The sequence below is a fragment of the Acinetobacter sp. RIT698 genome (assembly GCF_009668065.1).
GTDB classification, from domain to species: Bacteria; Pseudomonadota; Gammaproteobacteria; order Pseudomonadales; family Moraxellaceae; genus Acinetobacter; species Acinetobacter guillouiae.
Genome location: NZ_WJYH01000012.1, coordinates 13,462 through 38,087, shown reverse-complemented (window position 1 = coordinate 38,087; position 24,626 = coordinate 13,462). Strand labels below are relative to the sequence as shown.

The window sequence follows — 24,626 nt, the reverse complement described above, 5'->3', positions numbered from 1 at the left end:
CGCTGTTGGTAGGGGTATAACAGCTACCCCTTATCCAACACAGTTTTTTTCAATCTAAGCTATGGCAATACCAACGCTAAAGCGCTAGGAATGAACGTCTATAAAATGTCATCGGTCGGCTTAGGTTCAAGCGTAAAAACTTGGATCAGGCACTTTTCCAGTCAATACCCATTCCCCTACTTCCTGATACTTATAATCAATCGGATCATGCAAAGTCTGAGTACGGACATTTCGCCAAAAACGATCTAAATTCAATTTGGCTGTTGTCGCTCTAGCACCCATTACTTGAAAAATATTCTGTGTTATAAACAATGAGCTATTGGTTGCAGCAATTTTTGCAGTCGCAATAGCAATTGAGACTTCACCACGTTGTTCTGCTGTTAATTGCTCACCAATATTCCAAGCCGTTTGCAATGCTGCAATGGCTTTATCGGCAAGTAAACGTACACTTTCAAGCTGTACATAAAACTCAGCAAAATGCTTCTGGGTAAATGGATCATTCACCGCATTTTCAGCCAAAGACGTTGACCATGCTTTCTGACTTTGTATTGTTTGTCTTGCAAGGTCAAAGGCACCTTCAGCAACGCCTAAAAACAGATGCACAAAAATCAATTGCGCGATCAAAGGTCGTAAACTGGAGTAAGGTGTACTTAATGGTCCTGGATTTAACAATAACTCATCTTTGTGAATTTTGACCTGTTCAAAATGACTGGTACCGCTATCTGTTTGGCGCTGCCCCATATTATTCCAATCGCCTAAAAAACTGACCCCTTCTCGACGTGTTGGGATCACAGCTATCAGTAATTTTCCAGCATCATTAAAGCCCGAACAAAGCAGTATGTCTGAATCTATTGATCCTGAGCAAAAGCTTTTATCACCATGAAAAATAAAGTCGTTCTCAGTGAGTTGTTGTACCTTCGTGCGCTGATCTAAAGGGTTTAAAGTATTGCCCCAAAACAAGTTATTGCGGGCGGTGTGTTCAAACCATGACGAATATTGTTCAGGCTGAGCAAATAACTGCACAGTGGCGATTAGTAAATGATGAAAGCCATATACATGTGCTAAGGAACTATCGACTTGTGCAATACTTTGAATGGTCTGGAAAATTGTTTTCCAGTTTGCTCCTTGCCCGCCATATTGTTGTGGAATAGACAGTCCCAATAAGCCACTTTGCCGAATCAAATCCCGTTCCAGCTTCGGATTACCACCTGCTTTATCACGCTCAGCAGCAGTCTGCGCAAATTGTTCTGCCAATTGCTTTGCCGTTGCTAAAGCAGAAAGGTTTAACGCCTGTTGAGGTGCATTCATCATATTTACTCTTATTCCCAGTGCCTTGAGCTTATCAAATCAAGTAAGATTTCCTTATCTCAATGCCTGCATTACTTATTCTGTGGTTTGAAAATCAATAACAAAAAATACCGCTAGAATTTCTCTAACGGTATTCAACCTTTGGCTAGCAAAATCAAGAGACTTCAATCACTAAGAATTGGCATTAACCTCTGTAATCAACTGATCTACCACACCGGGATCAGCCAAAGTAGAAGTATCGCCTAAACTATCTAACTCATTGGCAGCAATTTTTCTTAAAATACGTCGCATGATTTTTCCAGAACGGGTTTTTGGCAAAGCAGGTGCCCAATAAATTGCATCAGGTGTTGCCACAGGTCCCAGCACTTTACGTACCCAATTGACCAATTCTTTACGTAATTCTTCAGTTTCAGCTTCACCCGCCTGCAAGGTCACATAGGCCGCTATGCCTTGCCCTTTAATCTCATGTGGCATACCAACAACTGCAGATTCAGCGACTTTTGCATGCGCAACCAAGGCACTTTCAATTTCAGCAGTGCCCAAACGGTGGCCCGAAACATTCAAGACATCATCTACACGACCCGTAATCCAGTAATAACCATCTTTATCACGACGCGCACCATCACCAGTAAAATAACTGCCTGGATAGGTTGAGAAATACGCTTCAATAAATCGCTCAGGATCGCCCCAAATGGTCCGCATTTGCCCCGGCCAAGAATTCTTAATAATCAAATTGCCTTCTGCTTCACCTTCAAGTTCTTGACCCTCAGCATCAACCAATGCTGGTTGTACGCCAAACAATGGACGAGTGGCCGAACCCGGTTTAAGTGGGGTTGCACCCGGCAGTGGAGAAATTAAAATACCGCCTGTTTCAGTTTGCCACCATGTATCCACAATTGGACAACGGCTTTCACCCACAACGGTATAGTACCAATTCCATGCTTCTGGATTAATCGGCTCACCAACGGTACCCAATAGACGCAAACTGCTACGGTCACTTTCACGCACAAAAGCATCGCCCTCACGCATCATCGCGCGGATCGCTGTTGGTGCAGTATAGAGAATGGTAATGTTATGCTTATCTACAATATGCCCTGTGCGTGCCCATGTTGGATATTGTGGGATACCTTCGGACATGACCGTGGTTGTACCATTGGATAATGGTCCATAAAGCACATAAGAATGCCCCGTAATCCAACCCACATCTGCGGTACACCAGAACACATCATCTTGTTTAATATCAAAAACTTCACGGAAAGTTGAATTGACATAAGTTAAATAACCACCCGTAGTATGTAACACTCCTTTAGGCTTTCCTGTTGATCCAGACGTATATAAAATAAATAAAGGATCTTCGGCATTCATCGGTTCTGGCGGACAGATATCTGTGACCGTCATAATTTCCATGTGATACCACAGGTCACGCCCCTCCTGCATTGTTATTGGATGGCCTGTTCGATGCACCACAATCATTTTTTCAACGGAAGTGGTTCCATCCAGCGCCAATGCTGCATCTACATTCTCTTTTAAAGGAATCGTTTTACCACCACGCATACCTTGGTCAGCGGTAATCACCAATTTAGCTTGACTGTCGTCTATCCGACTTGCCAATGAGTCTGGAGAGAATCCACCAAATACCACACAATGCACTGCCCCTATTCGGGTACATGCCAGCATGGCAATCGCCGCTTCAGGGATCATCGGCATATACAAAATGACTCGATCACCTTTCCCGATTCCATTTTTCTTTAAGACATTGGCAAAACGACACACTTCATCATGCAGTTCTTCAAAAGAAATGATTTTATGGCGAGATGGATGATCCCCCTCCCAAATAATTGCAGGTTTCAGTGGGTGTTCTTTTAAATGACGATCTAAACAGTTGGCACTGACATTCAGTTGCCCATCTGCAAACCATTCAATTTTAAAATTATCTTTGTCGTAGCTGGTATTTTTTACTTGAGTAAATGGCTTAATCCAGTCCAATTTCTTTGCAGCTTCTGCCCAAAACTCATCTGGATGCTCGACTGACTGTTGATAACGTTCAAAGTATTCTTGTTCATTAGTCCTTGCTGTTTTAACAAATTGTTCTGGAACTGGATAGACTTCATTCATATTCTGCTTCCTTGATTTGCCACCTCATCACGAGATGTATGCCTACGTTCTTGATTTTATTTGCTGCATGTGTTCAGTATTACGATAGCGCATTTCGGTTAACAATTGTGCTTTGGTCGTAGACACGGGGGTCACTTTAACCATCGGAAAATCTTAAGTCATTTGCCAAAATATTCGAATTTTCAATATCTATGGAGTTTTTTTGATCTTATAATTTGTAGTCAGAAGTGCATATGGTTTTTTTCAGAAAAAAACATTTCCTTACCGAACTCATTCAACTGGACGCGATCGCCATGCAAATACAAGAATCGTCGACTTTTTTTTCAAAGCATCAAGTATCACCAGTAGATCATCCCCTTTCTACTCAAGGCCGCTTTAATCGTTTGAGTTATATTGCTTGGTTTGGATTTTTGCATCTCATTTTTACCATTGCATTGCTTGTCCTCGGTCTAGTCTTTGGCATTGTGAATTTACATTCACTGCAATTCAGCCAACATGCGATAAATTCGATTTCAGGATTAGGACAGTTCACTTACCTCGCACTCAGCTGTCTTTATTTATATGGAATGATGGTTGTGATTATTCGCAGGCTGCATGATCGTAATAAATCTGGTTGGTTTATTCTGTTATTGCTGATTCCCATTGTGCAATTCTTGATGCTGCTGTATTTACTCCTTGCACGTGGTTGTAATCGCGCCAATCGTTTTGGTCACCCACGCCCATCAACTTTTATTGAAAAATTAATGGCTTGGCTGATGCTAATAGGCTTTATCATCAGCTTAGTTAGCTCTATAAGTGTGGTGTCATTTATGATTGGGACTGGAGAAATTGAAAATCCAACAACAATCATTGAAAAAGGGACTAAATATTTTTAAGGAGAATTAATCCTTAATGATGCCTTAACATGAGTTGAATATTGATTCACAAATATTATTTTTATTTGTTCGTCATAAGAAAAACTGTAATCAAAGCTTAACTTCTTTGAAATTTCAGGCAAAATATGCCAATTATTTTATTGGACATGATTGTGGCTGAAGAAGCAAATGCATTGAGTACCGTTGCGCAAGACACGACTCAATTGATCCATTCTGCAGGCGAAAAAACTGCACAAACAGTGATTCAACATACTGAAAAATATAAAGATGCATACTCAACCATCGACAAGTTTGTTGATGGTTTTTGGGAGCGTATGCCATATTTATGTATTGCGCTGATCGTCATCACTATTTTCTGGTTGTTGTCTAAGCTTTTTAAATTCTTTGTCCGTAGAACACTCGAAAACCGTACTTATACTCGCCAAAATTTAGTTCTGGTACTGAATCGTGTCGGCAGTACCGCAATTATCTTTTTTGGTTTCTTAATTGCCATGGTTATCGCAATTCCAGGCTTTACTCCTGCTCAACTGATGAGTGCTTTGGGGATTGGTTCGGTCGCGATTGGTTTTGCATTTAAAGATATTTTCCAAAATCTACTTTCTGGAATTTTGATTCTTTTGGGTGAACCGTTCAAGATTGGTGATGACATCATTGTCAACAATATGGAAGGTACTGTCGAAGATATTCAAATTCGTGCAACTTTTTTACGTTCCCCTGATGGACGACGTATCGTGATTCCAAACGCAACTGTGTATACCAGTGCCGTGACGGTAAATACCGCTTACCAACGCCGTCGTTGTGAGTTTGTGGTTGGGATTGGTTATGAAGATGATGTACAGAAAGCCAAAGACATTATTCTTAAATTGCTTGATAAAGATCAACGTATTTTAAGCCAGCCGGGCTTTACTGTGAATGTTTCTGCTTTGGCGGATTTCTCTGTCAATTTAACCGTTCGTTGGTGGGTAGATACCACGCAAGTGGTTACTGCGGCTTCGATCAGTGAAATTCAAGAACGTGTGCTTGAAGCCTTTGCGGATAATAATATTTCGATTCCTTATCCTGTTCAGGAAGTCAAAGTCTACCGCGGTGATCCATCAGCGGATGACATCGAATCAGCTCGTGCTAAATAAGCGCCCCAATACATAAGGGATCGCGGTTTCAGTACGCAAAATACGGTTGCCTAAGCTCACTGCTTGGCAGCCGTTTTTTATCAGTAAATCCACCTCATAAGGTATAAAACCCCCTTCAGGTCCAATGATCACAGTACATGAATGATCGATAGCAAATGGCATTTTCTGTTCAGTATACGGATGCGCCACATAAGCAGGATTTTGTGGCGTAATGAAGCTAGGTAAGACATCTTCAACAAAGGGTTTAAAGCGTTTGTAAAGTTCAATTTGAGGAGCGATGGTATCCCCCGCCTGTTCTAATCCCAAGGTAATGTAATGATCAATTTGCTGTAAAAAAGGGCTTTGCCAATAACTTTTATCAACGCGATAACTATGAATCAAAATTAATTTTTCTACCCCCAGTGTCACCGCATCCATAATTAAGCGGCGTAACACTTTGGGGCGTGGTAATGCCACAATTAAAGTTACGGGCAATTTTGCTGGAACAGGCTCTTCTTGAATCGGTCGAAGTAAAATCGTATGTTCTGAAATATCAACAATTTCAGTTAAATAACGACTGGCACCCCGAACGCCAACCTTAAGCGTATCTCCAACTTTGGCAGCAAGATGCGTGTGCAAATGTTCAACTTGCCTTTTTGAACTGATTGTCCAAGTTTCAGCTTGTGTTTGACGAGGATCAAGAAGGACGATGTTCATAAAAAATTCTGGTTCTTTTTACTTTTAGCTGATGGTGTTTATTCATCAACAATGTATAAATTATAAATACTGATCAATCACTGCAATATGTTTGTATAAAGAACCCTGATTACGCTTTAAAACATCAATCGCATGCTGGCTTAATTGCTGGGCAAAAGCTTGATCTTCCAAACAGCGCACCAATAACTGAACCACCTCATCAACAGTTTGCCCCACTTTTAAGGCATCTGCCTGTAAGAACTCATCCACAATGGCTTGAAAATTAAAATAATGCGGTCCAATCACGGTGGGTACATCTAAAACCATAGCTTCTAAAATATTATGTCCACCACCGGGTTCATTTAACGACCCACCAACAAAACATGCCTGACTCAATGCATACCACAGCCACATTTCACCCATACTGTCTGCCAAATAGACTTGGGTATTCGACTCGATTACTTGCTCTAAACTACGGCGCTGTGTGGTTAAATTTAAACTTTGTGCAGCAGCAAAAACCTCATCAAAACGTTCAGGATGGCGCGGGACAACGATCAACAACCAATCTGGATATTGTTCTAAATAGGTTTTAAATGCGAGAAATAATTTTTCTTCTTCAGGTGCATGTGTACTGGCGATAGTAATGATTTTTCGATTTGCTAAGTTCCAGTCCTGCTGCAACTGTTGTGCTTTATGGATAAATTGTTCAGGTGCAGAAATATCAAATTTAATACTTCCAAGTACTTGTGTTTTATCTTGCGGCATACCCAGATCAATAAAGCGTTGCTGCGTTGCAACATCTTGCGCCAATAACTGATCTAATTTCTGTAGCATTGGACGGGTCAGGCTTGGAACTTTAGCATAGCCTTTGGCAGATTTTTCTGAAAGCCGTGCATTCACTAAAATACAAGGCACTTTAAACTGTTGAGCTTGGTCAATAAGATTTGGCCATAGTTCAGTTTCAACCAAAATCAGTAATTTGGGTTGGTATTTCTGATAAAAATCAGCAACTAAATAGCGCTGATCAGCAGGCAAATATACCGCTTGAAATAATGCTTGATAAGGTGCTTTTAAGAATAACGATTTGGCACGTGCTTGGCCTGTTTTTGTCGTATTGGTGACTAAAACAGCATGACCTGCTTTTAAATAATGTTCGATTAAAGGCTGAGCAGCATTGGTTTCTCCGACTGAAACACAATGAAACCAAATGGCATGCTGATTCTTTACATCTTGAAAGGGGCCAAAGCGCTCAAGACATTCTTGTTGGTATTCTGCGCTATCTTTCGCACGTTTTTTGATACGCCATTGATACAAAGGCTTAACGATTTTAAGTGCTGTGTTATACCAAAAAGGAGTAGCCAAACAGAATGTCTCAATATAGATGAATGGGCAAATATAACAGAGCCATATTCAGTTGTTAATGAATAATATTTAACGATTTGTTGTCAGCAAGGTAGTCGACCGCATGCTAGAGCAAATCTGATCCATCAACCAGCAACAACGCTAGCAAAACTTGGCTTTACAGGGATGAAAAAACGCTTATTGGTAAAAGGTAGTGTTGTACGCCTTAACCAATGGCGATATCCATGCCATGTACAATAGATATGCCTTGTAAGAGTCAACGATACAAAAAGAAAACTGGTTAAATTTATCTGAGTTGTGGATGTGAATGGGTATTCCATTCACATCCAGAGAAAATACAGTCTTTGTTTTATCCCAAAGCAGGATAATCAATATAGCCTTCCGCAGTTTGTGAACCAATCATATTTTCAAACACCAATTCATTTAAAGGTGCGTCTTGAATCAAACGTTCATACAAATCAGGATTGGCAATATAAGCTTTACCGAAAGACACCGCATCTGCTTGACCTGATGCCAAGAGTTTGATGGCATCTTCACGACTTAAACGCATATTAGCAATATATGGCACACCGTTTGAACGTCGCTTCATATATTCGCTGATACTGTCATCGGCTAAATATTCACGTGTAAAGAAGAACGCAATTTTACGTTTACCTAATTGTTCCAAGACATAACCAAATGTTTCACGTGGATCAGCATCCCCCATATCATGCTCATCACCGCGAGGCGCTAAATGTATGCCCACTCGGCCTGCACCCCATACTTCAATTAAAGCATCCATCACTTCAAGTAAAAGACGTGCGCGGTTTTCAACAGAACCACCATATTCATCTTCACGGTGATTGGTTGAACTTTGTAAGAACTGATCAATCAGGTAGCCGTTGGCAGCATGTAATTCAACGCCATCAAAACCAGCCGTCTTGGCTTTAATTGCAGCTTGTTTAAACTGTTCGGTGATGTTATGAATTTCAGAGATTTCCAAAGGTCGTGGCACAACATAGTCACGTTTTGGACGTAATAAGCTGACTTGTCCTGCTTGTTGTATTGCACTTGCAGATACAGGCGTTTCCCCATCGAGTAAATCTGGATGTGAGACACGTCCCACATGCCATAACTGCGCCACAATCAAACCACCTTGGTCATGAACCGCTTGGGTTACAGACTTCCAGCCCTCAACTTGCGCATCGGTAAATAGCCCTGGTGTATTTAAATAACCATTGGCTTGTTCTGAAATCACTGTTGCTTCAGAAATGATTAAACCTGCACTGGCACGCTGTGCATAGTGCTCAGCCATGATTGCCGTGGGTACCCGATCAGCGGTAGCACGGCTACGGGTTAAAGGCGCCATCACGACACGATTTTTTAAATGTAAATCGCCAAGTACAAGGGGAGAGTTAAGTTCAGCCATATTTGCCTCATCACTCGCTTTCTGATTGAAATCAGGCGTTAAAGCGAGTTTTGTAGATAATCAATATATTGCTGAATTAAAGCTTCATTACGCGAGAAATATGACCATTGACCATATTTCTCGGCCTGAATTAATCCTGACTGTTGCAAAACAGACAAATGATTTGACATCGTAGATTGAGAGACCTTACCGAGCTTCTCGATATTCCCTGCACACACACCACGACCAAAGCCACCGCACTGCTCTTCCGACAAATATTGTTGTGGCTTCTTGAGCCATTCCAAAATCTGTCGGCGAGTCGGATTCGCTAATGCTTTAGAAATTAAATCAATATCCATCTTAGACACATTCAATTCAGAGCAAAGCTCCATTCAGCATCTTTGCATCCAATATATCGCATTTTTTCGATTTTAATATCGATTTTTTTAGATATATTGCAAAAATACAGATAAAGCTTTGCTTTTGTTAAAAATTTAAATTAAAGACCTTGTTTTAAGCTGGCTTCAATAAATTTATCTAGATCGCCATCCAATACTGCACCCGTGTTCGAGTTCTCAACACCAGTACGCAAATCTTTAATACGAGAGTCATCCAGTACATATGAACGAATCTGACTGCCCCAGCCAATATCCGATTTTGAATCTTCAAGTGCTTGAGCAGCTTCATTACGTTTACTCATTTCCAATTCGTACAATTTTGCACGTAATTGTTTCCAAGCATGATCACGGTTTGCATGTTGTGAACGCTGGTTCTGACATGCCACCACAATCCCAGTTGGTGCGTGAGTCAAACGTACTGCTGAGTCAGTTTTGTTAATATGCTGGCCGCCTGCACCAGATGCACGATATGTATCTGTACGCACGTCAGCAGGATTAATATCAATTTCAATATTATCGTCCACTTCAGGAGATACAAATACTGCCGAGAATGAGGTATGACGGCGATTACCTGAGTCAAATGGTGACTTACGCACTAAACGGTGTACGCCAGATTCGGTACGTAACCAACCATAAGCATACTCGCCTTCAACACGGATTGTTGCAGATTTAATCCCTGCAACATCACCATCTGATTCTTCCATCAATTCTGCTTTAAAGCCATGACGTTCGATCCAACGCATATACATACGTAACAGCATTGAAGCCCAATCTTGTGCTTCAGTACCGCCTGAACCAGCTTGAATTTCCACATAACATGGATTTGGGTCCATTGGATTACTAAACATACGACGGAATTCAAGTTTTGCTAACTCTTCTTCCGCTGCAGTCAATTCCGACTGAACATCTGCCAATAAGCTTTCATCATCTGCTTCAACAGCAAGATCAAGCATGGCTTGTGCATCATCAAGCTGTGTCGCCAAGCCTTCTAAAACGTTGATCACGTTTTCAAGCTCGCCTTTTTCTTTTGCCATCGCCTGAGCACGGCTTTGATCATTCCAGATCGCTGGATCTTCTAACTCGCGGAGAACCTCTTCTAAACGCTCTTTCTTTAGATCGTAGTCAAAGATACCCCCGTAGTGTTAGACCACGGTCATTTAAGTCTTTTAGCTGAACTAGATAAGGATTAATTTCCACGAGTTTTAATCTCACATTTGACGTCTTTTAATTCGCACGCATTCTACCACAGAGTGGAAAAAGTTGAGATATGGCATTTTATAGATCAATCTACAGCTCAAAAATGCTGTAACAAGAGAAGTAAGATGAATTACTTTTTTGCAATCAGAAAGATCGTCTTATCGTAGTCAAAGCTTGTGTTTATAAATTCTACACTTGATCATTTGCTTAAGAGTATTTTAATTTCTGAAAGCTTTTTTATTACAAATTATGTCCAACCCTTACTCAAAGCGTACCAATATCCACACTATCTACACAATTTTAATAAAACAACACATAAGTTTTATACATTTATTTTCAATAACTTAAATTAAAATTGTTACATAAACTCACTAATATTACATTCCGGTTACCATAGCATGGTTGACGATTTTTATATTTGCCCTAGACTCAAAATTGTAACTAAACATGTATAAATCAATCAATTCTTCATAGGGGCGAATTCCATGAAAAAATTAGCAATCGCATCTGCAATCTTTTCCGTAGCCGCTTTAACTGGCACTGCACATGCTTACCAAGCCGAAGTTGGTGGTTCATATACATATAATGATCCAGATAATTTTGATGCAACTCATAGCTTTGGTGTAGATGGTACTTATTATTTCAAACCAGTACAAACTCGTAATTCACCACTTAATGAGGCTGCATTCTTAGATCGCGCAAGTAATGTAAAAGCCAATGTAAATTATGCCAAAAATGATGGTGTAAAAGACAGCCAATATGGTGCGGGTCTTGAATACTATGTACCTAACTCAGACTTCTATGTAAGTGGTCGTGTAGGTCGTGATGAACTTGAAGTTGATAACACCAACATCGACAATAAAGTAACGACTTATGGCGCTGAAGTCGGTTATTTACCAGCTCCTGGTTTATTACTTGCACTTGGTGTAACGGGTTATGATGTTAAAAATGGTGATGATGGCGCAGACCCAACTGTACGTGCTAAATATGTAACCAAAGTAGGTCAATATGACGCTAACTTTGAAGCTTTTGGTGCATTCGGGGACTTGGATGAGTACAAAGTACGTGGTGACTTGTATTTAGATAAGACTTTAAGTGTAGGTGCTGACTACTACAACAATGATTTAACTGATCGTGATGAATGGGGTATTTCTGCGAAGAAATTCTTTAATCAAAACGTTAGCTTAGAAGGTCGTGTAGGTTTTGGTGATGACTACAACACTTACGGCGTTCGTGCTGGATACCGTTTCTAAGTTTAAATCCAATTAGCAATCGCTCTTTTGGAGCAACAAAAGCCAGTCAATTGACTGGCTTTTTTATATCTGTATACATCATTAAGTAAATACGTTTTATTAAATTTGTAGTAAATGTCAGAATATTAAAATTCTTTTAAACACTTCTAAAAATTGTCTTCATCAAACCGATCTTGATCTATCTTATAAATATTAAAGCTTCTTTCAACCTGAACACCTAAACCAAATTCAATCATTAAAGAAGTCAATTTATCTCCATCAATTAAAACAATTCCCGATTTCTTTGCAGATTCAACAGCCTCCTTACTAAAATTTGAGGTTGTAATAAACACCCCTTTTTTAGCGACTTGATCTGCTAAAGCGCCTTTAAATTGTTGAATATCTGGTCGTCCAACAGTGTTTTTCCAACGTTTGGCTTGAATATAAATTTTATCTAGACCTAAACGATCTTCACTAATAATTCCATCAATCCCGCCGTCACTTGTTTTACCAATGGCTTGGGCCGCATCTTGATGTGAGCCGCCATAGCCCATAGCAACCAGTAAATCGACAACTAATCTTTCAAAAAAATATGGATTTTTTGTCTGAATCAAATTCAATAAATCATCTTTTAAATTGGTAAGTAGCATTTCATTAATTCTTTGTAATGATTCCTCAGGTGTTTCAATATCATCATTTTCTTCAATACAAATAATCTTTTCTTTATTCTGCCTTATTTTTGTTGGAACCTTGAACTCACGAAAACTTTCATAACGCATTAAAAAATTATTATCTATTTTATCTAATATATTTAAATCTAATTTTTTCGCTTCTTCAGATAATTCACACACCCCCCAATCAGGCTGATTAACTAAGCCTGCTTTAACCAAATATGTTTTGGCCCATCCCACACGATCATAAAAAACTGTTCTTTTCCCACTCGGAATCATTTGATTTAATTCATCTGTAGTCAAATTTGATTGTTCTGCCAACAATTTACCAACTTGACTAATTTGGATCGCTTGCCCTTGCGTATTGAGGAGTTTCAATAGTGGTAGCATTAATTCCTGATGATTAGGCAAAGACATTCTATTTCTCTTAATATTTTTTGCTTTAAATAATTCAAGTATAAAAGAAAAAGAGCGCCTAAGCGCTCTTTTTAAAAGGAAATCTGGATAGAAATCCCTAACTGCCGCGGGCACGGCCCTTGGCGTAATTCAGGCAAGAAGCTTCGCTTCTTGAAATCCCTGAATTACTCCCATTCAATTGTTGCTGGTGGTTTAGAAGAAACGTCATACACCACACGAGAAACATCTTTAATTTCATTCATGATACGTGTCGAGATTTTATCAACCAACTCATATGGAAGATGAGCAAAACGAGCTGTCATAAAGTCAACAGTTTCCACGGCACGAAGTGCAATGACCCATGCATAACGACGGCCATCACCCACAACACCCACCGATTTTACTGGTTGGAATACTGCAAATGCTTGTGCAGTTTTATCATACCAACCACTTGCACGAAGCTCTTGCATAAAGATGTCATCAGCAAGACGAAGAATATCAGCATATTCTTTTTTCACTTCACCCAAGATGCGCACGCCCAAACCTGGACCTGGGAATGGATGACGATAAAGCATTTCATGTGGTAAACCTAAAGTTGTACCTAAACGACGTACTTCATCTTTAAATAGGTCACGAATTGGCTCAACCAATTCAAATGCTAAATCTTCTGGTAAACCACCCACATTATGGTGTGATTTAATCACATGCGCTTTACCATTTTTAGTTGCCGCAGACTCAATCACGTCAGGGTAAATCGTACCTTGCGCAAGGAAGTTTACGCCATCAAGCTTACGCGCTTCTTCAGCAAAAACTTCGATGAATTCACGACCAATGATTTTACGTTTTTTCTCAGGATCAACTTCGCCTGCAAGTGCAGATAAGAAACGTTCTTCTGCATCAGCACGAATCACACGGATCCCCATGTTTTTCGCAAACATGTCCATCACTTGCTCACCTTCGTTTAAACGAAGTAAGCCATTGTCTACAAATACACAGGTCAGTTGGTCACCGATTGCTTTATGCAACAATGCTGCAACTACAGATGAGTCAACACCACCTGAAAGACCTAAAAGAACTTTTTGATCACCAATTTGTTCACGTAATTGTTCAACACGTAAATCAATAATGTTTTCAGAATTCCAAAGATTACGACAACCACAAATGCTGTGAACGAAGTTAGACAGTAACTCTGCGCCTTTGGCAGTATGTGTCACTTCTGGGTGGAATTGCACCCCGTAGAAACGGCGCGTTTCATCACTCACTGCAGCAAATGGGCAGCTTGGTGTGCTTGCAGTCACTTTAAAGCCTGCTGGAATCGCAGAAACTTTGTCACCGTGGCTCATCCAAACATTGAGTTTGTCATCACCATCATTTAAATCACCAAGCAATTGATCACGTACTAAAACGTCAACTGCTGCATAACCAAATTCATGTACAGTACCTGGCTCTACTTTACCGCCAAGTTGTTCTGACATGGTTTGCAGACCATAGCAGATCCCCAATACAGGTACACCCAAGTTGAACACAACTTCTGGCGCACGTGGACTACCTTCCTCATGCACACTTTCAGGACCACCAGACAAGATGATACCGTTCGGATTAAACGCGCGAATGTCTTCTTCAGACATATCAAAAGCATACATTTCAGAATATACACCAGCTTCACGTACACGGCGTGCAATAAGCTGGCTATATTGAGAACCGAAATCCAAGATAAGGATACGATCTTCAGTAATTTGAGTATTGGTAGTCATGAGTCAACAACTATGCAGGCAAACGAATATAAGCGCCATATTCTATCATTTTTATAAGCCGTACGCACTCCATTCAATCAAGTTCCTTAGCTTTGTAAAAAATCATTTTAAATAATCAGCTTATAGGTTCATTTTGGCTTTAATGATGCTCATCAGTTCACTGGGGGTCATACAGCGATTTAAAAAATCTTCTAAGGAGCCTTCGTCGGTCACTTCTGTAAAAAACACCTCATGATCTGTGCCAAATAATGTTGGATTTTCAGGGTCTGGATCAGACAAGCAGATATAGTATCGATCAGGAAAGCTATAACGATAAAACAACTGTAGAAAATCAGGTTTTGGATTTTGGGTCAGCTGAATCACTGCTTTGAGATCAATATCATCCTCTAAAAAATCACGGTTCCATTCATCAAAATCAGCTGTACCAGCTTGATATGGAGTAAAGTGCACAGCTTGCCAAAAGGTTTGTCCGCGCCCTTCTTCTGTTAACTGATAATACTCTTGAATCAGTTGATTAAAAAATCCATCTGGATTTATATCTAGCTCGGCTTGATGTTGATCAATATAGTCACCCAAACCATAAATTGGTTCTTGATCATCGGCTGCCGCCCAAGGTGTATCCTGAGGCCGTTCATATAAAACGGTATTAAAGGTGATAGCGCACAGGTCATCAACCCATGACACACCTTTGACTTGATCAACATCACCGCCCAGTGCTTTTATTCTGTCTAGAATTTCTTTTTTCATTGTTAAAACTGAATTGAATATTTTTAGATAGCATAAACCAATTGATCCATTTGAATAGTGCTAAATGAACACACACAAAAGCCAGATACAGATCTGGCTTTTCAAAACTTTATTTATGTTTAAATTATTTTTCTATTACATGATCAAGACTCAATTTCCCAGCACCATGCAACATCAAGAAAAACAAACCACCTGCCATTGCGAAGTTTTTCATAAAGTTAATTGCATCTGCTTCACCACCATGAAATAGGAATGCAGTAATCAAACTAAATACGCCCAAACCAAATGCTGCAAAGCGTGCCTGAAAACCAAATAACAATGCCAAACCACCACCGAACTCAACCAGAATGGTTAAAGGTAACATGGCGCCTGGTACACCCATTGATTCCATATAACCGACAGTTGCACTGTAAGCTGTGATTTTTCCCCAACCTGCAACAAGAAAAATATATGCCATAAGAATACGTGCAATCAATGCTATGCTCGCATTGGCGGTGGGTTGATTCACAATATTTTTAACAACAACATTTGGATTAAACATGGTCTGACCTAATTTGTATTTCGTTCTGAAGATGTATACATATTAATCACTAAACATTTCAAGTTAAATACTTAAAAACTAAACTCATCGTTGCAAATTAAGAACAATAATAAGTTTTAAAAATTTACTTTTTAATACTGACTTTCATAACTCACACTGCTAGGATTTGTGCACCAATTCGCATAGTTTCTGCCTTATGGATCTGATTGACTTTATTTTGCACGTAGACGAACACCTGTTTGAATTTATTAGAAATTATGGTATCTGGGTGTATGGAATTTTATTCCTGATTATTTTTGTTGAAACAGGTCTCGTGGTGATGCCATTCCTGCCCGGGGATAGCTTACTTTTTGCTGCTGGCGCTTTAGCTGCTTCGACGGGTGCAATGGATCCTGTGGTTTTAATCACTCTGCTATTTATTGCAGCAGTGCTCGGCGATACCCTCAATTATCATATTGGGAAATATGTCGGACCGCGTGTTTTTGAAATTGATTCTAAATTTATCAACAAACAACACTTGCTGAAAACATCACAGTTTTTTGAAAAGCATGGTGGAAAAACCATTATTTTTGCCCGTTTTATCCCTTTTGCCCGTACTTTTGCACCCTTTGTTGCGGGTGCAGGAAGCATGAATTATAAATATTTCTTAACCTATAATGCAGTCGGTGCAATTTGCTGGGTTGGCTCGTTTATTACCTTGGGTTATTTATTCGGGAATATGCCAATTGTGAAAGATAATTTCACCCATTTGGTTTTCGGTATCATTATTCTCAGCGTGTTACCTGGTGTGATTGGTTATATACGTCATAAATTTTTTAATAAAAATAAAATGCCAAACAGTCAATAAACAGCATATTTAAAGCTGATAAAAAAGCCGATTTCTAAAATCGGCTTTTTTATGGGGTAAAATCCGTTATTTTTTAACTTCCTGACGTTTAGGGACGTAAGGGCAGTTCTTAAATTGAGCCGCCTGAGACAACGCATCTTGCTCACCATACAGTCGGGAAAGCTCAGTATTTTTGGTATTTGAAGATTGCCCTAAATTTACAGAAATACTTGGACCAATCCCCCAACCCCAGCCACCGCTGCCCCAACCACCACCGACACCTAGTCCAACACCTACGCCTGTACGTTTCGCAGGTTGTACACCATTATTAATGTATTGCTGAATACGATTAAATTCTGTCGTCAATTGCAAACAGTTCATCGCCTGATACTGGGTAGGCGATACATAAGTGGGTTTAACCGTCGTCGTACAAGCCGATACGACAAGCGCCATTAAGGCAACGACTGATAATTTAACAGAAGTCATTTTCAATGATTTCATCACGATCTCGAAATTATTTTTTATCAATCTCATTGAACAATGATTGATAGGCTTGAGTCAATTTATGATCTGTAGCCAAATGAATTAATGGCAGATTTTTATGATGCGACTCTTTCATTAATACAGAAGGTGGCAACATATTTTCTAAAACTGGTAAACCTTCATCTTTAAGCTGTTGTACCACTTCACGCGGTAATTTTGCCTGAGCTTGATATTGATTGACCACAATGCCTTCAATTTCAAGTCGATCATTATGATCATCTTGAGTTTCAATGACATTTTGAATAAGCGTCTGTAATGCGCGTTTTGAAAACACATCACAATCAAACGGAATCAGAACACGATCCGCTGAGATCAGTGCCGATAAGGTAAAAAAGTTAAATGCTGGCGGTGTATCAATATAAATACGCTCATATTGACTGGTTAAGGTCTGAATCGCATCACGTAACTTATAAATTTTATGTTTTGATTCTAACGCATGTTCTAACTCGCCTAAGCTCGGGCTGGCGGGTAATACATCCAAATCTTTAAAAGGTGAACGATGAATATATTGCTCAAAACCTTTATTTTTTGTTTTTAAAAGGCTACCAATGGCATTGCCAATCAATCCTTTTTGTTGATGATTTCCAAGTACGTCATTAAAAAAGTTTTCAATATTCGGCTCTAATGCAGTTTTTTCAGCAGAATAGGTGGCGTCATCACCCAAAAGATATTGGCTAGAGTTTGCTTGAGGATCTAAATCAATCACCAATGTTTTAAAACCTTGATACGCACTAATCGCAGCAAGATTCACCGTAATACTTGATTTTCCTACACCGCCTTTTTGGTTAAATACCACACGAGTTAGCATACAAGTTCCCTAAGCTATCATTATTTTTAAACTTGTATCTAGTTTAACCTAGACGCTATACAAGTGTGAAATTCATGTCTAACAATCAACTAAAAACTGGTTTAAGCACCACCAAAACTAAAGTTGCAAGCAAAGCAATTCCGCCAATCACTAAACCTGCTCTGCGTTGTGTTAAAAGAACGGTATCATCCTTTTTATAGGCTTTTATTTGTGAGGAAAGGAAAACCATAAACAAAATAATTTTCGCATAGAACCAAGGCTGCACTTTAAACTCATTCATAATCAATAAAGTTAGCCCTGTAAATATAACCACCGTGAGGGAAAGATGTTGCAAGGCAACAAAAGCTACCCGCCCTTTAGGATTCGGTTGCTGGTTGTGTGTTCCAATAAATAATGTTGAAGCGCGTAAAACAAAAACCAGAATTAATAACCCAACACTGGTCATGTGAATGATTTTAATCAGTAAATGTGTATCCATTTTAATTACTCTGCACTTTATACTTTAGGTGCATGAGCGCAGTCTGGACTTGCTGGGGCTTGACCTTGCCACTCACTTGGAAGATAAGCATGGATCGCTAAGGCATGAATTTTTCCAGGGCTGAGTAAGGCTTTGGCTTCTGCGTACACTTTTTGGTGGCGTTGTACCAAACGTAACCCTGCAAATTGTTCACTGACAATGATCACTTTAAAATGAGACTCTTTTCCAGGAAAATACCCGCCATGACCAGCAGACTCATTGATCACTTCTAAATGTGATGGCTCAAGTTGATTTAAACTTTCAATCAATTGTTGTTCTAAACTCATGCTGATTCCTTAGAGATCGATCAATGGGTGAATGACATAGTATAGCGGATTCTTTGAGCATCGCTGTGTGTTCAGCAAAGCTTTTGCTGTTCGATTTGATTTTTTTAAATTAAATTTTGAAGTTTTTTCATAAAAATGTCTTTATTTTATGCAATTAGTGTTTTCCTTTGCAGAAAAATCTTGACCCTACCATCTGTTGATGTATTATACACCGCATGCGGGAATAGCTCAGTTGGTAGAGCATAACCTTGCCAAGGTTGGGGTCGGGAGTTCGAGTCTCCTTTCCCGCTCAAATTTTTTTATTCAGTTTTTTATTTAAAAAATTGGACAGACTCCGCGGGAATAGCTCAGTTGGTAGAGCATAACCTTGCCAAGGTTGGGGTCGGGAGTTCGAGTCTCCTTTCCCGCTCCAAATTTAAAAAGCCCTGATCGAAAGATTAGGGCTTTTTTTTGCATTATTGGTTTTTAAATCATCAGCATATACTTACACACTTTATGCTGTATTCACTCAATCAGCGTATTGATCACAAAACTGTAAAAGCACAAAAAAACCAATCCGAAGATTGGTTTTTAAAATAATCATCATATGATGCAATTATCGCTCTCTTAACGCTTCTTTGGCTTTATTAAACGGTTTCAACAAGTATTCAATAATTGTTTTTTGACCTGTACGAATATCTACCGTTGCCACCATACCTGGCGTTATTGAGAAAGATTTCCCCGCCTTATTGGTCAATTTATCTTTATCGGTCCGAATATAGACTCGATAGTAGAACTGATCTTGTTTAACTTCATCGCGGATGGTATCAGGAGAAATCACCGTTACTTTCCCTTCTAAGCCACCATAAATTGAATAATCATATGCTGTGATTTTTACCAATGCAGGTTGGCCCGGATGAATAAAGGCAATATCTCGTGGCGAAATACGCGCTTCAATCAATAACTGCTCATCAATCGGTACAATCGTCATCAATTTACCATTTTGTGGAATAACCCCACCAATGGTTGTCACCGCAATTTCTTTTACCACACCACGTACAGGCGCTTTAAAAGTAGAGCGTTTCACCGAATCATTACGACCAGCAACAACTTGCTGTAATGATTGGATATCGGCATTGGCTTTAGCCAATTCTTCACGTGACTTTACATAGTAGTCATTCCGCTTGTCGTTAATTTGATTTTCAAAATTATTGATATCTCGTTTTAAACGTAGGACTTCAACCTCAGAAGCAGCACCTTTCGCCACCAAAGGTTGTGTCATTTGCAATTCATTTTGAACCAAAGACAATGCGTGCTTTAAACCAGTAATCGACTCATCCAAATTTGCGCGACGCGAAGTATATAATGCACTTTCCTCTCTCACCAAAGCAGGAACGGCCAAAACCTGTTTTGGAAACTTGATTGCGGTACCATTCACCTCAGCCTCTAAACGTGCTGCTGTAGCCAATGTCGCAAGTAATTTCATTTGGCTTTCACCGACTTGTGACTCAAATCGAGTAGGGTCTATTTGCGCAAGCGTCTGCCCCTTTTGAATAATATCTCCCTCTTTAACATCCAAGCTGGTCAACACACCACCATCTAAAGATTGAATCGTCTGCTCTTTGGATGATGGAACAACTTTACCTGTTCCTGTAGAAACTTCTTCCAACTTGAATACACAAGCCCAAATCAAGAAAGCCAGCAGACCGATGGCAACAATCCAAATAATAAATGTAGATTTAGGTAACGGTGGTTCTGAAAACTTTAACGCAGAGGGATTGGTTGGCCGCTGTAAAATATTGGATGCATGATCAACTTGAGCAGGGTCATTCTCTTGCAGTGTGATATTTTGGTCATTTTTTTCTTGGCTCATGTTGAACTCCCTCCTGCATTTGCTTGCTGTGCAGGATTTAGAATGGCATCACGCGGCCCATCTTTGATAATCTTCCCTTCATGCACAACGATAATACGATCAACAAGTTGCAAAACAGCAGGACGATGCGTCGCCACCACTAAGGTCCGATGACCTAGCCATTCTTTTAAATGCTGTATCAATACTTTTTCAGAAACATCATCAATCGAAGCAGTTGGTTCATCCAACAACACAATATTTGGATTTCGGAGCAATAACCGTGTGAGTAACAATGCTTGTTTCTGCCCTCCAGAGAATCCTACCCCTCCTTCAAGAATAAGATGATCCAGACCTTCCTTTTTTTGTTCCACGATTTCTAAAGCATTGGTGATTTGTAATGCACGGATAATTTCATCATTGCTTGCCAATGGTGCACCCAAAGTTAAATTTTCACGGATCGTCCCAAAAAACAAATGCGCATTTTGATTTAGTAATGCCATATCACGACGAATATCATCGGGATCAAGCAAAGATTGATCGACACCATCCAAACTGATCTTGCCTTGTACTGGCAATTGCATTCCTGAAAGTAGCTGTAATAAGCTAGATTTCCCTGCCCCATTACGCCCAAGAATTGCAACTTTTTCACCTGCATGGATTTTTAACTGCGGAATGACTAAAGTTGGGCGTGGATCATCTTCAGTATATTTAAATACCACACCTTTAAAATCATAATCACCTGAGAGGACTTTACGCTGAATCAATTGTGCTCGATCAGGACGATCTACTGGCTTTTGCATCAGCTCATCTAAACCATTTTTAGCCACTTTGGCTTGCTGCCAACGACCGAGTACACCTGTAACTTGTGAAATCGGTGCAAGCATACGTGAAGATAAAATCGAACACGCCACCAAAGCCCCCGTGGTCATATCGCCTTTCATCACCGCAAAACAACCCACTAAAACCACAATTGCATAAGTCAGTCCTTGAATTTTTTGTGTCCAAGCATTTAACCAACCCACAATTTTACGTTGCCGCATACTGACATCTGCAGACACTTCATTCATGTGATTCCATTGATTTTGAAATCTGGCTTCAGCACGTAATAACTTGATATCCTCAATACCTTGAACTGCTTCGACCAAAATCGCGTTGCGAATCGCAGACTCACGCATCCCTTCAGTGGCCAACTGAGCCAACTTTTTCTGCACCAAAAAGCCAGGAATAATCATCAATGGTACAACCAGTAACATCACCCAAAAGATGTTGCCCCCGATAATCCAGAAGATCACTAAAAATAGGAAGAAAAACGGTAAGTCAGCAATTGCACTGATCGTTGTTGAGGTCACCAATTCACGAACGCCTTCAAGTTCTCGAATCTGTGAGATAAACGAACCTGTTGAACGTGCGCGATCTTTATTACGGATACGCAATGCATGACCAAAGACGCGGTCTGAAATCTTGAGATCTGCACGCTTACCAATAATGTCTGACAAATAAACCCGTGCAATCCGCAACACAAACTCAAATACAGCTGCAATCAACACCCCACCCGCAAGCACCCACAAGGTTGGAATAGACTGAGAAGGCACAACTCGGTCATAGACTTGCATAGAGAAAATAATGGTCGCCAATGCCAGAATATTGGCAATCATTGAAGCAACCATGATGTCGGTATAACGTTTCCAATCTTTTAAAACGATGTCCCAGAACCAGCTTTTTTCATAAGGTTTAATATATTCATCGACACGAGCATCGGGAATCGATGTCTCTGGTCGAAAAATATAAACGCGACTGGCATTGGCTTGAAGTTCATGCAAATTAAAAGTTTGTGAAAGACCTTGATCACCACTTAACTGTAAGCTTGCATTGCCCTCATTGTCGACTTTCTCGATAACCGCAACTTGACCATTGTTAAATTCAACAACAACGGGCAATCGCCATGGATTCAGTACATCCGTGCTAAAGTCTGCTTTGCGAACATTCAAACCCACTTGACGGGTAATAATGGACAACATGTCGTCAATATTTGTGTATTTATTCCAATCCAGTTGCAGACGAATTTGTTCTTCAGCAGGTTGCATTCGATAATGCTGCGCAACCGTAATGATCGCTTGTAACCAGGGTTGATAATTTAATGTTTTTGTATTCATGGTTGAACTTCAAACCCCTGAATTTGAATGTTATTTAAATGATAAGCATTTCTACTTTTACCGGTTACCTTGATATACACCGCGATCGTGTCATAGATATCAAAGCGTGCCGCTTCCCTTTCTATTCTTGAACTTTGATAGGATTGTTCTGAACTTAATAAATCTAAGATCGAACGCTTGCCTAATTTATATTGTTCTTCATACAGCTCACGGGTTTTTGCTGTTGAGCGCTCCCGATCCAATAGAACCCAAATTTGCTTATCCGTGTTTTCAATACTTTCTCGTGCAATTTGTGTTTGATCCATAATATCTAGGTAAGTTGCATTCAACTTTGCACGTGCAGCCTGTTCAGCAAAATTTGCAGCTTTGACTTGAGATCCCAGTGCACCACCTTGATAAAAATTACTGGACATCTGCACGCCAACAGAACCATCGGTATCATTTTCTAAACCAGTATTTGGATTTTGACCATTCAATGCTTTACTGACTGATCCCACCAATGAAATTGTGGGATAAGCACTCAATTGGGTTTGCTTCTTCTGACTCTGCGCAACATCAATCTCTGCTTTTGCTGCGATCATTGTAGGAATGGTATTCATTTCAGGGTCATCATAAAGACCAGACTGTTTTACAAACTCATCAGGAATATTAAAATCCATTTGACTCACATCAAAACCCAATAATGTGCGTAATTTTTGTTCTTGTTGTTTTAAAAAATTTTGCTGAGTAATTAAGTAGGAACGTGCATACTCAACATAGCTTAGTGCTTGCACAGGATCGGCATTGCTACTAATTCCTGCGTCTGCTCTTAAGCGTGCAATCTCATGTAAACGACTAACCCCATTAAATTGATCTTGCGCTATTTTGATAATATTGCGATAGCGCAGTAAGGATAAAATATCTCGTGCGGTTTGGGTCGAGATATCATCAATACTGATTAATACATTGGCTTGCTCAACTGCCAATTTATTTTGTTGCGTGGTGACACTGGATTTTACTTTACCAAAGTCATAAAGCAGTTGGTTGGCTTCAACTGAATACAACTGGCGACCTTTATCATTGGATGTAAAATCACCTGTATTCATACCCGCTTTTAACTGTGGGTAATATTGCGCTTTTGCCACATCAATATTGGCATTTTGTCCTGCCAGTGTTGAAATCGTTTGAGCAATATTGGGGTTTCTTTTTACTGCAATCTGAATCGCATCTTCAAGACTTAAAATTTTTGCTTGGCTTGAATACGCATGGGTTGTTTGTGTTTTCGCTTGTTCTAAATATAAATTATTAAGTGATGCCTTTTGTCCAGTATATGGCCTTACAACAGGGAGTTGATTCTGATTGCCTATATGTGCATCGGGTTGATATTTAAAATCGGTCAAATCCTTGAGTTGGACAGTTCTAAATGACTGATCATCCTTGGGTTTTATAAACCCGGTCACACCTTCTTTGATATTTTTTAAGTAGCTTGTTTCTTGTGTATAACCATTGTTCTGCAATAGAACCAATAAACTCACAGCACTCAAACTTTTTAACAATATAGTGGGCTTTTTTGCTATTAACATTCGCGAATGGCACCTAGAAAAGCTTTTAATTATCGGTATTGAATTATTTTGAATTATTTCCCTACCTCATTTCTATTCTACACATTATAAAACCTAATCAAATGCTTATTTGTACTTTTTAAAGTTAAATTTCTTTAATAAAATATTTTAAATTCAAATACTAACAGTGAAAAAATGTGACTATTATCACATGAATTATAAAATTACACATAAATCATCTCAAAAGCTGTAAATCCACAATATGCAAATCATGACCGATGATCCAATACATTATTAAAAATAAGCTTGGTGTAATCGAAACGTATTCAATT

At 39.5% G+C, this 24,626-nt stretch carries 22 protein-coding genes and 2 tRNA genes; 6 read left to right on the top strand and 18 right to left on the bottom strand.

The genetic code is table 11. The features are described 5' to 3' along the window. Positions 1 to 126: 126 nt before the first annotated feature. Both GJV03_RS07440 and acs read right to left on the bottom strand, forming a co-directional pair. Positions 127 to 1,311: an acyl-CoA dehydrogenase family protein gene (locus GJV03_RS07440; protein WP_154129782.1), complete on the bottom strand. Its 1,185-nt coding sequence runs from the start codon at positions 1,309 to 1,311 to the stop codon at positions 127 to 129. A 168-nt stretch (positions 1,312 to 1,479) separates the two neighbouring features. After that, positions 1,480 to 3,423, bottom strand: a complete 1,944-nt coding sequence (gene acs, locus GJV03_RS07435) for an acetate--CoA ligase (protein ID WP_154129781.1) — start codon at positions 3,421 to 3,423, stop codon at positions 1,480 to 1,482. 293 nt (positions 3,424 to 3,716) lie between these two features. On the opposite strand from acs, the gene GJV03_RS07430 reads away from it, so the two are divergent. Together GJV03_RS07430 and GJV03_RS07425 are read left to right on the top strand one after the other, a co-directional pair. Further along, positions 3,717 to 4,298 carry a DUF805 domain-containing protein gene (locus GJV03_RS07430; RefSeq protein ID WP_154129780.1) on the top strand — a complete coding sequence of 194 codons (582 nt, stop codon included), beginning with the start codon at positions 3,717 to 3,719 and terminating at the stop codon, positions 4,296 to 4,298. Between the two features lie 152 nt (positions 4,299 to 4,450). Next, positions 4,451 to 5,428 carry a mechanosensitive ion channel family protein gene (locus GJV03_RS07425; protein ID WP_034614990.1) on the top strand — a complete coding sequence of 326 codons (978 nt, stop codon included), beginning with the start codon at positions 4,451 to 4,453 and terminating at the stop codon, positions 5,426 to 5,428. On the opposite strand, the gene GJV03_RS07420 is transcribed toward GJV03_RS07425, so the two are convergent. From GJV03_RS07420 to prfB, 5 genes are all read right to left on the bottom strand, one after another. Continuing rightward, the gene (locus GJV03_RS07420; RefSeq protein ID WP_056518309.1) at positions 5,411 to 6,124 is read right to left on the bottom strand and encodes a 16S rRNA (uracil(1498)-N(3))-methyltransferase; all 714 of its coding nucleotides are present in this window, start codon (positions 6,122 to 6,124) and stop codon (positions 5,411 to 5,413) included. The two genes, GJV03_RS07425 and GJV03_RS07420, sit on opposite strands and share 18 nt — an antisense overlap. A gap of 60 nt (positions 6,125 to 6,184) precedes the next feature. Continuing rightward, positions 6,185 to 7,465 carry a 3-deoxy-D-manno-octulosonic acid transferase gene (locus GJV03_RS07415; RefSeq protein ID WP_154129779.1) on the bottom strand — a complete coding sequence of 427 codons (1,281 nt, stop codon included), beginning with the start codon at positions 7,463 to 7,465 and terminating at the stop codon, positions 6,185 to 6,187. 349 nt (positions 7,466 to 7,814) lie between these two features. Further along, positions 7,815 to 8,873 (bottom strand): alkene reductase, encoded by a 1,059-nt coding sequence (locus GJV03_RS07410; RefSeq protein ID WP_154129778.1) that lies wholly within the window; start codon positions 8,871 to 8,873, stop codon positions 7,815 to 7,817. 38 nt (positions 8,874 to 8,911) lie between these two features. Beyond that, on the bottom strand, positions 8,912 to 9,211 hold the full coding sequence (locus GJV03_RS07405) for a helix-turn-helix transcriptional regulator (protein WP_016539735.1): 300 nt from the start codon (positions 9,209 to 9,211) through the stop codon (positions 8,912 to 8,914). A gap of 140 nt (positions 9,212 to 9,351) precedes the next feature. Continuing rightward, positions 9,352 to 10,447 (bottom strand): peptide chain release factor 2 gene (gene prfB, locus GJV03_RS07400; protein ID WP_096735380.1). Its coding sequence is split into 2 segments (ribosomal slippage): positions 9,352 to 10,374 and positions 10,376 to 10,447, totalling 1,095 coding nucleotides; the frame shifts between segments, so codons are not numbered across the junction. Positions 10,448 to 10,932: 485 nt separating this feature from the next. Between prfB and GJV03_RS07395 the strand changes: the two genes are divergently transcribed. Continuing rightward, positions 10,933 to 11,700 carry a putative porin gene (locus GJV03_RS07395; RefSeq protein WP_004723476.1) on the top strand — a complete coding sequence of 256 codons (768 nt, stop codon included), beginning with the start codon at positions 10,933 to 10,935 and terminating at the stop codon, positions 11,698 to 11,700. A 146-nt stretch (positions 11,701 to 11,846) separates the two neighbouring features. Here GJV03_RS07395 and GJV03_RS07390 read toward each other — a convergent pair whose 3' ends face one another. From GJV03_RS07390 to GJV03_RS07375, 4 genes are all read right to left on the bottom strand, one after another. Beyond that, positions 11,847 to 12,767, bottom strand: a complete 921-nt coding sequence (locus GJV03_RS07390; RefSeq protein ID WP_154129797.1) for a restriction endonuclease — start codon at positions 12,765 to 12,767, stop codon at positions 11,847 to 11,849. A 164-nt stretch (positions 12,768 to 12,931) separates the two neighbouring features. Further along, complete coding sequence (gene guaA, locus GJV03_RS07385; protein WP_004823655.1) at positions 12,932 to 14,500, bottom strand: glutamine-hydrolyzing GMP synthase; 1,569 nt, start codon at positions 14,498 to 14,500, stop codon at positions 12,932 to 12,934. 120 nt (positions 14,501 to 14,620) lie between these two features. Next, positions 14,621 to 15,247 carry a hypothetical protein gene (locus GJV03_RS07380; protein WP_154129777.1) on the bottom strand — a complete coding sequence of 209 codons (627 nt, stop codon included), beginning with the start codon at positions 15,245 to 15,247 and terminating at the stop codon, positions 14,621 to 14,623. Positions 15,248 to 15,371: 124 nt separating this feature from the next. After that, positions 15,372 to 15,788: a DoxX family protein gene (locus tag GJV03_RS07375; protein ID WP_056518302.1), complete on the bottom strand. Its 417-nt coding sequence runs from the start codon at positions 15,786 to 15,788 to the stop codon at positions 15,372 to 15,374. A 196-nt stretch (positions 15,789 to 15,984) separates the two neighbouring features. Between GJV03_RS07375 and GJV03_RS07370 the strand changes: the two genes are divergently transcribed. After that, the gene (locus GJV03_RS07370; RefSeq protein ID WP_151956337.1) at positions 15,985 to 16,635 is read left to right on the top strand and encodes a DedA family protein; all 651 of its coding nucleotides are present in this window, start codon (positions 15,985 to 15,987) and stop codon (positions 16,633 to 16,635) included. A gap of 66 nt (positions 16,636 to 16,701) precedes the next feature. Here GJV03_RS07370 and GJV03_RS07365 read toward each other — a convergent pair whose 3' ends face one another. From GJV03_RS07365 to GJV03_RS07350, 4 genes are all read right to left on the bottom strand, one after another. Further along, complete coding sequence (locus tag GJV03_RS07365; RefSeq protein ID WP_004723482.1) at positions 16,702 to 17,115, bottom strand: hypothetical protein; 414 nt, start codon at positions 17,113 to 17,115, stop codon at positions 16,702 to 16,704. Between the two features lie 13 nt (positions 17,116 to 17,128). Then, positions 17,129 to 17,965, bottom strand: a complete 837-nt coding sequence (locus GJV03_RS07360; RefSeq protein WP_004723483.1) for a ParA family protein — start codon at positions 17,963 to 17,965, stop codon at positions 17,129 to 17,131. Positions 17,966 to 18,050: 85 nt separating this feature from the next. Then, positions 18,051 to 18,443: a SirB2 family protein gene (locus GJV03_RS07355; RefSeq protein WP_004723485.1), complete on the bottom strand. Its 393-nt coding sequence runs from the start codon at positions 18,441 to 18,443 to the stop codon at positions 18,051 to 18,053. Positions 18,444 to 18,460: 17 nt separating this feature from the next. Further along, positions 18,461 to 18,769, bottom strand: coding sequence for a BolA family protein (locus GJV03_RS07350; RefSeq protein ID WP_004723487.1), 309 nt, complete (start codon positions 18,767 to 18,769; stop codon positions 18,461 to 18,463). Positions 18,770 to 18,986: 217 nt separating this feature from the next. Here GJV03_RS07350 and GJV03_RS07345 point away from each other — a divergent pair. Both GJV03_RS07345 and GJV03_RS07340 read left to right on the top strand, forming a co-directional pair. Beyond that, positions 18,987 to 19,059 (top strand) — tRNA-Gly (locus GJV03_RS07345). Positions 19,060 to 19,105: 46 nt separating this feature from the next. Continuing rightward, a tRNA-Gly gene (locus GJV03_RS07340) sits at positions 19,106 to 19,181 on the top strand. A gap of 183 nt (positions 19,182 to 19,364) precedes the next feature. Here the strand turns inward: GJV03_RS07340 and GJV03_RS07335 are convergent. The 3 genes from GJV03_RS07335 to GJV03_RS07325 are packed head-to-tail and all read right to left on the bottom strand — an operon-like array spanning position 19,365 to position 24,315. Next, complete coding sequence (locus tag GJV03_RS07335) at positions 19,365 to 20,621, bottom strand: HlyD family type I secretion periplasmic adaptor subunit (protein ID WP_154129776.1); 1,257 nt, start codon at positions 20,619 to 20,621, stop codon at positions 19,365 to 19,367. Then, a complete protein-coding gene (locus tag GJV03_RS07330; RefSeq protein WP_154129775.1) occupies positions 20,618 to 22,753 on the bottom strand; it encodes a type I secretion system permease/ATPase in 2,136 nt (711 codons plus the stop codon). Before GJV03_RS07330 ends, GJV03_RS07335 begins: the two co-directional genes overlap by 4 nt. After that, the gene (locus GJV03_RS07325) at positions 22,750 to 24,315 is read right to left on the bottom strand and encodes a TolC family protein (protein WP_154129774.1); all 1,566 of its coding nucleotides are present in this window, start codon (positions 24,313 to 24,315) and stop codon (positions 22,750 to 22,752) included. The genes GJV03_RS07330 and GJV03_RS07325 overlap by 4 nt, the downstream gene beginning before the upstream one ends. Between the last annotated feature and the right edge of the window lie 311 nt (positions 24,316 to 24,626).